At 25.8% G+C, this 7,391-nt stretch carries 5 protein-coding genes; 3 read left to right on the top strand and 2 right to left on the bottom strand.

Annotated elements, in window-relative coordinates; translation table 11 throughout:
• Positions 1-49: 49 nt before the first annotated feature.
• On the bottom strand, positions 50-1,624 hold the full coding sequence (gene cloSI / locus ACYUEW_RS10630) for a clostripain (protein ID WP_163201170.1): 1,575 nt from the start codon (positions 1,622-1,624) through the stop codon (positions 50-52).
• A 482-nt stretch (positions 1,625-2,106) separates the two neighbouring features.
• Between cloSI and ACYUEW_RS10635 the strand changes: the two genes are divergently transcribed.
• From ACYUEW_RS10635 to ACYUEW_RS10645, 3 genes are read left to right on the top strand one after another with little or no spacing between them, the layout of a single operon-like run.
• The gene (locus tag ACYUEW_RS10635; RefSeq protein WP_460276713.1) at positions 2,107-2,763 is read left to right on the top strand and encodes a hypothetical protein; all 657 of its coding nucleotides are present in this window, start codon (positions 2,107-2,109) and stop codon (positions 2,761-2,763) included.
• Position 2,764: 1 nt separating this feature from the next.
• Positions 2,765-3,466 (top strand): response regulator transcription factor, encoded by a 702-nt coding sequence (locus ACYUEW_RS10640; protein WP_042384956.1) that lies wholly within the window; start codon positions 2,765-2,767, stop codon positions 3,464-3,466.
• A complete protein-coding gene (locus ACYUEW_RS10645) occupies positions 3,456-5,366 on the top strand; it encodes a sensor histidine kinase (RefSeq protein WP_043031946.1) in 1,911 nt (636 codons plus the stop codon). The genes ACYUEW_RS10640 and ACYUEW_RS10645 overlap by 11 nt, the downstream gene beginning before the upstream one ends.
• A gap of 183 nt (positions 5,367-5,549) precedes the next feature.
• Here the strand turns inward: ACYUEW_RS10645 and ACYUEW_RS10650 are convergent, their stop codons facing one another.
• Positions 5,550-7,259, bottom strand: coding sequence for a methyl-accepting chemotaxis protein (locus tag ACYUEW_RS10650; RefSeq protein ID WP_460276714.1), 1,710 nt, complete (start codon positions 7,257-7,259; stop codon positions 5,550-5,552).
• Between the last annotated feature and the right edge of the window lie 132 nt (positions 7,260-7,391).

Below are 7,391 nucleotides of genomic sequence, written 5' to 3' on the forward strand. Positions count from 1 at the left end.
TATTTTTAGGCAGTTAATTTTTAATAAGTATTTAACTTAAAAATCTATATTACCATTGATAATGATTAACGCCACCATCTACTCCATTAGTTTTATCAAACCAGGAATCTAAAAGCTCAAACCAATTTCCAACTTTATTTACTCTTGGATCTTGTCCATCTTGGCACCAAGTTAATTTTCCATAAGGAGGTAATCCATTTTGAACTGTATCTATTGAATTATACCAACTTTGAATAGTCCAATGAGGAATTGAATTATAATAACTTGAATATTTTTTATCCCCATCTGGTAGGAATATACTTAATCCATTTTTACCTTCTTTAAATTCTTTGCTAGGGCCACCAAAAGAATAAACTACCATATCATCTATTTTATCCATGCAGATTGAAGCCAATGCTTTAGTTTCATTACTAAAATTATTACCTTCATTTATTTTTTCGCATAAATCATATATATCAAAATAAGGATATTCAATCCACTCTTGTTCATTATATTCATCAAAATAGTGCATTAAATTTGTATTGTTTCTACTTCCTCTTAATTTTTCAATTTCATCTTTTTTATTTTCATTACTTAAATTAACAGCTAAATTGTCTATTGATCTTTTTACATCCTCTACTTTAGTAGCATCATAAAAGCTCAAATGTTGATCATAGCTTCCCTTAGCATGAGTGGAATCCCTTTGTTCTTCTACAAATAATGCTCCTAATTCTTCATTAGTAACAGTTGCAGGATCAAAGTTTTTCTCTTTACCTCCTAAAGTTAAATCATCTTCATTGCTACTTCCTCCACCAGATTTTAATCTACTTAAAATATTATCATATTGGAATCCTGGTCCCCAAACTACAGGACTTGAAGCAACTATTCCATCTGCTGAAAATCCTCCATTACCTGGTCTAAATTGATATGCAACCTCTGCTGTTCCCATTAAGCATGCATCAAAGGCAAGTACATCAACAGATTGCTCCTGTGTTAAAGTATCTGAAATTTCTCCCATATAAAGACAATCTGGACTATTTCCATCATAATGGCTATCATCCCAACAAATTGCTCTGTTTACATCTTGATTATTTTTAAGTTTTTCTTTTGCTCCACCACCATGATTAGCCATTATTAAAACATATTTATCTGCTTTATAATTAGCTTTACAATAATTAATGAATTTTTTAAGAGTATTTGCATCTCCCATATTTGCTTCATAATTACTATTAAGAGTTATTTCTGGAAATTCCTTTCCACCATCTAATCTTTTTGTTGTATTATGCTCAATTTTATATAAACGACCATCTTCAAAATCTTCACCGAAAACTGTTTTGTCACTAGTATATCTTGATGATCTATCTATAAGTGTCACCAAATTTAGATTAGGATCGTTAACATATCCTTTTTTCATTTCTTCAATGTCACTTAATAAAGATGATTCTAAATTATTATCAGCATCACAGTAATACATAATTGTTACCTTTTGATTATTATTTTCTGCTTTTTGTATTTCCTGCCTAATATTGTTTAGATTAGTTTTATTAGAATTATTTACTGAATCAGCATATACAGGTTTAAAACTAAAAAGAGAAGCAGCCACCAAAGTAGAAGTTAAAAGAATAGATAACTTGTTTTTTAACATAATATACATACCCCCAAATTTTATATTTTTGATTTATTATTTAGAATTATAATGTATTTAATATTAATAGAAACACCCCATGTATTTGCACAATATGTACATATTGTTTCCAATTTACATTTAATTCATATTTTTATATTTTCTACATTTCTTTTCATTTTCCYTCCTGTTTTTGAAAAAATTAAATTTTTTTATATTTATTTTTATAATTCAAAAACTTGATAAAAATAATTAAGCATGTATTAAATTTTAACAATTATAAATAGAAATAAATAAACAGGTAATTCATAATTAAAGTTACTAATTTTAATATTTCAATTATATATTTGTGCCGTAAATACTAATAACTAAATATATTATTTTTTATATAAAATAACATTTGTACGAAAATCTTCATTTTTATAATAGGCTTTTCTTAATATGTATTATCTAATATATAATTGTATATAAAGGTTTCTTATTATATTGGGGGATGATTTTTTATGATAAATTTATTTACAAAAAAAAATTCTAAAAGTAAAAATAAATCACACTTTAAAGGTGTTCCACCTATATCAATACTTGTGCTTTTATTATTTATATTAATATTAGTTAATTTTATAAAAAATTTACAATATGACAATAGATTATATAATTCTAAGTTACAAGAAAAAATTTATAATTCAATGATGATAAAGGAAAATAGATTGAAAGTTTATTCTAGAAGCATAAAGCTTAATAAAGGCAGTTCTAGCAATACCTGTGTTTATTTTATAGCAGAAGTATTGAGGAGAAATGGAGAAAGTATAGATGATAGTGTTTGTAACACAACTCAGCTTTTACACATAATGAAAAAAGATGGTTGGAAGAAAAATAAAAATTACAAGAAACTTAAACCTGGGGATATATGCTTTACTACGGATGAAAATTTAAATAAGGATGGAATACCAACTCACACTTATATATTTATGGGATGGGCAGAGGAAGGAAAGTATGATTATGCCTATATTTGCGATAATCAAGCTAAGGATTATTCCGGTAGAATATATCACTTGAGAAATATAACAAAAATTGATACTATAAAAGGTAGTACAAAAGAACCTTTTAATTTTTTTATGTATAAGAAAAAAGGCTTTATATCAAAAATGGGGGGTAATTAGTTTGCGTACTTACAATGTACTTGTAGTGGATGATGAGAAAGAAATTAGAGATGCCATAGAGATATATTTAAGAAGTATAGAAAATATAAATATAATAAAGGCAGCAGATGGATTAGATGCATTAGATGTATTAGAAAATAATGAAATTCATGTAATAATATTAGATATCATGATGCCTAAACTTGATGGTATAAGAACCTGTATGAAAATAAGAGAGAAAAATAATATTCCTATAATTATGCTATCTGCTAAAAATGAAGATACAGATAAAATTTTAGGATTAAATATAGGAGCAGATGATTATGTAGCAAAACCTTTTAATCCTCTAGAATTAGTGGCAAGGGTTAATTCTCAACTTAGAAGATATACAAATTTGGGGAATTTTCCTCAAACTGCATCTGATGATGAAATTTGTTTAGATCAATTAGTTATAAATAAAACTAGTCATGTAGTTACTGTAGATGGTAAAAAAATAAAATTAACCCCTATAGAATATGATATATTATTACTTTTAGCCAATAATCCCGGTAGAGTATTCCCTTCTTCACAAATATATGAATATGTTTGGAATGAACCTTCTTTTAAAACTGAAAACACCGTAGCAGTGCATATAAGAAGACTAAGAAAAAAAATAGAAATAAATCCTAAAGAACCTAGGTATATAAAAGTAATTTGGGGAGTTGGTTATAAAATTGATAAATAGTATTAGAAAGCAGGATAGATTAAAAAAACTGTTAGGTAAAAATATAATTATAATATTTTTAATTATTCTATCACTATTGTTTGGTATATTTTTTCTTTTTAGAAATGCAAATTCATTAAACTCTCACATAGAAACAAAAGGGAAAAAACTATCTAATATTAATACCGAACTTGAAAATATAAAAAAAAATAATACTAATTTTAGAACTCTCAGTTATGATGTGTGGTTAAAACAATGTGCTAGTACGGTAAATTTATACATATATAAAAATACAAATTATTTAAAAATCTTATCTCAAACTTCACAAGAAGCTTTAGATAAAAAAAGTAAAGATTTTAAAATCATAAAAGAAAATAATGACTATGATAAATTAGTAAAATTCATAATTATTGATAAGAATAAAAACACTTTTTTAACTAATGATACTAATGACATAGATTTTATTAAAAAAAACATTCAGCTATTTTCCAAAGAAAATGGTGAACTATTTAATTATGTTTCAAATAAAGGTACTTGGTATAACATATCTTATAATTCCGAAAGTTCACCAGCATATAACAGCAATCCTCAACCTATAATGGAGAATCCTAATAATTATATAGAAGCTTATTGGTTTCCTAAAAATTATTCTTATAAAAAAGAGGATTTCAACCTTATAAAAAATATATTAAAAGATGCTGAGGATAATTATAAAAATGATATAACTAATGAGACTAATTCTATTAATGACCTGAAAAAAGATTTAACTAGAATAAACTATTTAATAACACTTTGTGCTTTTATTATTATTATTTTATTACTTACTCTATATTTTATTGGTAAAGAAAATATTCTTAAGGGAATAAAAAATAGTTTTATAATTAGACTATTTAAGTCTATAAATCAATGGTTTGAAACTAGGAGTACTTTTTTCAAAGCAATTGTTTTCAGTATATTTACTTTACCTACAGTAATTATTACTATGAAAATATTATCTGGTGATAGATATATGAAAGATTATGCAGTATGCGTATTATTTTATATAGTATTTATTCTTAGCAAATTCATTAAATTTTGCAATTATATAGATGAAATAATAAAAGGAACAAATAAAATAACTAGTGGAGATTTAAATTTTACAATAAAAGAAAAAGGTGATAAATCACTTTCAATACTTTCTCAAAACATAAACAAAATAAATAAGGGATTTAAAATATCTATTGAGGATCAAATAAAAAATGAAAAATTAAAAAGTGAATTGGTAGCTAATATATCCCATGATTTAAAAACACCTCTTACATCAATAATAAATTATACAGATATATTGATAAAAGAAAAAGTTTCTGAAAGTGAAAAAGAAGAATTTTTAAAAATACTTAATAGAAAAAGCTTAAAACTTAAAACTCTTATAGAAGATTTGTTTGAAATCTCTAAAATAAATAGTGGTAAAGTGGAATTAAATAAAGAACAAGTTGATATAGTAGAATTTTTAAATCAATCTATAGCTGAATACTCTGATACAGAAATCTATAAAAATAAAAATTTGACCTTTATAACAAGAACCTTCTTACCTGAAATTAAAATCAATTTAGATGGAAATAGAATGTCTAGAGTTTTTGAAAATCTAATAAATAATTCTTTAAAATACTCTTTGAGTAACACAAGGATTTATATAGAAATAGAAGATATTGTTAAAGGAATAAAAATATCTTTCAAAAATGTTTCCTATTCTCCTCTTGATTTTGATAAAAAAGAAATATTTGAAAGGTTTACTAGAGGTGATAAGTCAAGGACATCAGATATTGAAGGAAGCGGATTAGGACTAGCTATAGCTAAAAGTATAGTGGAACTTCATGATGGAATCATGTACATTGACTTTGATGGAGACTTATTCAAAGCTATAATTGAACTTTATTATTAATATATGTAATACTATGAGTAAATTAAAATAACTAGATATTAGCATAACAATACTCATATCTAGTTATTTTTAAATATATTAATTTTAAAGTTTTTATGGATGTTTAAACAAAATTTTTAATATAATCATTATTTTATAAAATTATTTGCTATAAAAATAGAATAAACAAAATTATAAATTATTTTAAATTTTAAATTTAGAAATTTCTTCTTTTAATTTATTAGCACTTTCTTCTGATTTTAGAGCTTCTTGAAGTACATCATTTGATTTATTATTAACTTCTAATATTTTACTTGCAATGTCTGTAGTACCTCCCGCACCTTCACTAGCAGCCTGTGCTACTCCTTCTATAGTTTTAAGAACATCCTGCAATGATGCTAAAAGTTCCTCTGAAGTTGAGCTAAAGTCTGTCACAAGGGTATCTACAAAACTAGCATCTTCGCTATATTTATCCGCCACATTTAACATAGTCTTATAATCATTATCCATATCTGTAGACACAAAAGTTAATAGATTGCTTGAACTATCAGAAAGATTTTTCACTGATTCTATTACTTTAACTGTTATACTTTGTATTTCTGTTACTGTATCCTTTGATTGTTCCGCAAGTTTTCTTATCTCATCGGCTACAACTGAAAATCCCTTTCCTGCTTCTCCTGCCCTTGCAGCTTCAATAGCTGCATTTAATGCAAGAAGATTTGTTTGTGATGTTATATTCATTATGGAATCTGAAAGTACATTTATCTGTTCTACAACCTTTGATGATTCTATAGCACTTTCAAGTTCTGCTTTTGTATTTGTAAATATCTCCTTAGCCTTTTTCTGAGAAGCTTGTACATTTGCTTTTGTATCCTCTGCTCTTTTATTTATCTCCCCTGCTTGAGTAGCACCTTCCTGAGATTTTTGTGCAATAGACTGAACAGCTCTTTCTATATCCTGAGAAGTCGCTGACATCTCTTCAGCTGAAGCTGCAGTTTCTTCCATATTAGCAGAAAGTTCTTCTGTAGTTGCAGAAACCTCTTCTACATCATTATTCAAATCTGTAACATTAGTTTTTATACTATCTACAACTGTTTCAATATTATCTACACTTTCATTAACAGTTTTAATAATATCCTTTATATTCTGTATGAATTTATTTAAACTTTTAGCAAGATCATTTATTTCATCCTTAGAATTAACTTTTATTTCTTGAGTTAAATCTCCTCCTCTTTCAGATAACTCATCTAATTCTCCCTTTAAAACATTTAAAGATTTTCTTATACCATTAATAATAAAAATTCCCAAGGCTGCACCTATAGCTGATAATAATAACATTAAAGTTAAATTTATTTTCATAGCAGCATTAAACTGCTTGTCCCCTTTTAAGCTGATCTCTTCTGTTTTACTTTTGTTAAACTGAGCCAATTTTAATAAAGAAGAGGATGCATTATCAAAATATTCCTTCGATTCTCCCCTCATTATTTTCATTGCTTCCTCTGTTTTTAATTGTCTGCTTAAAACAATTACCCTCTTATTTGATTGTAAATATTTATTCCATTCCTTTTCTACAGTGTTAAATAGCTCTTCATCCTCTTTTGAGTTTACACCTTTTTTATAAAGGACTAAATATTTTTCTATTTCCTTACTTTTTTCTTCCATCTCTTTTTCTTTTTCATTCATCATTTCTGCATTGGTAGAAATAATGTGATCATATTCTAATATTCTAAAATCTGAGGTCATTGTATTTAATTCCTCTGAATATATTATGGAAGGAACCCAATATTTTGAAATGTCAGTAGACATCTTATTCACATTATCTAAATTTTTTATAGAATATCCCCCAATAAATAGAATTGCACCTACTAATATACCTACAAGAAAAATTAGCTTACCTTTTATCGTTTTTATCAATTTTATTTCCCCCTTACTGTTATTAATACTTTATTCTATTGTTATTTTTGTGCTCTCCCATATATTTTAAAGACATAATCTTTAAACATATAATAGTTTATATAATTAAAGATATTGTTTATAAATAAACTC

This window comes from Clostridium sp. CTA-1, assembly GCF_054768215.1.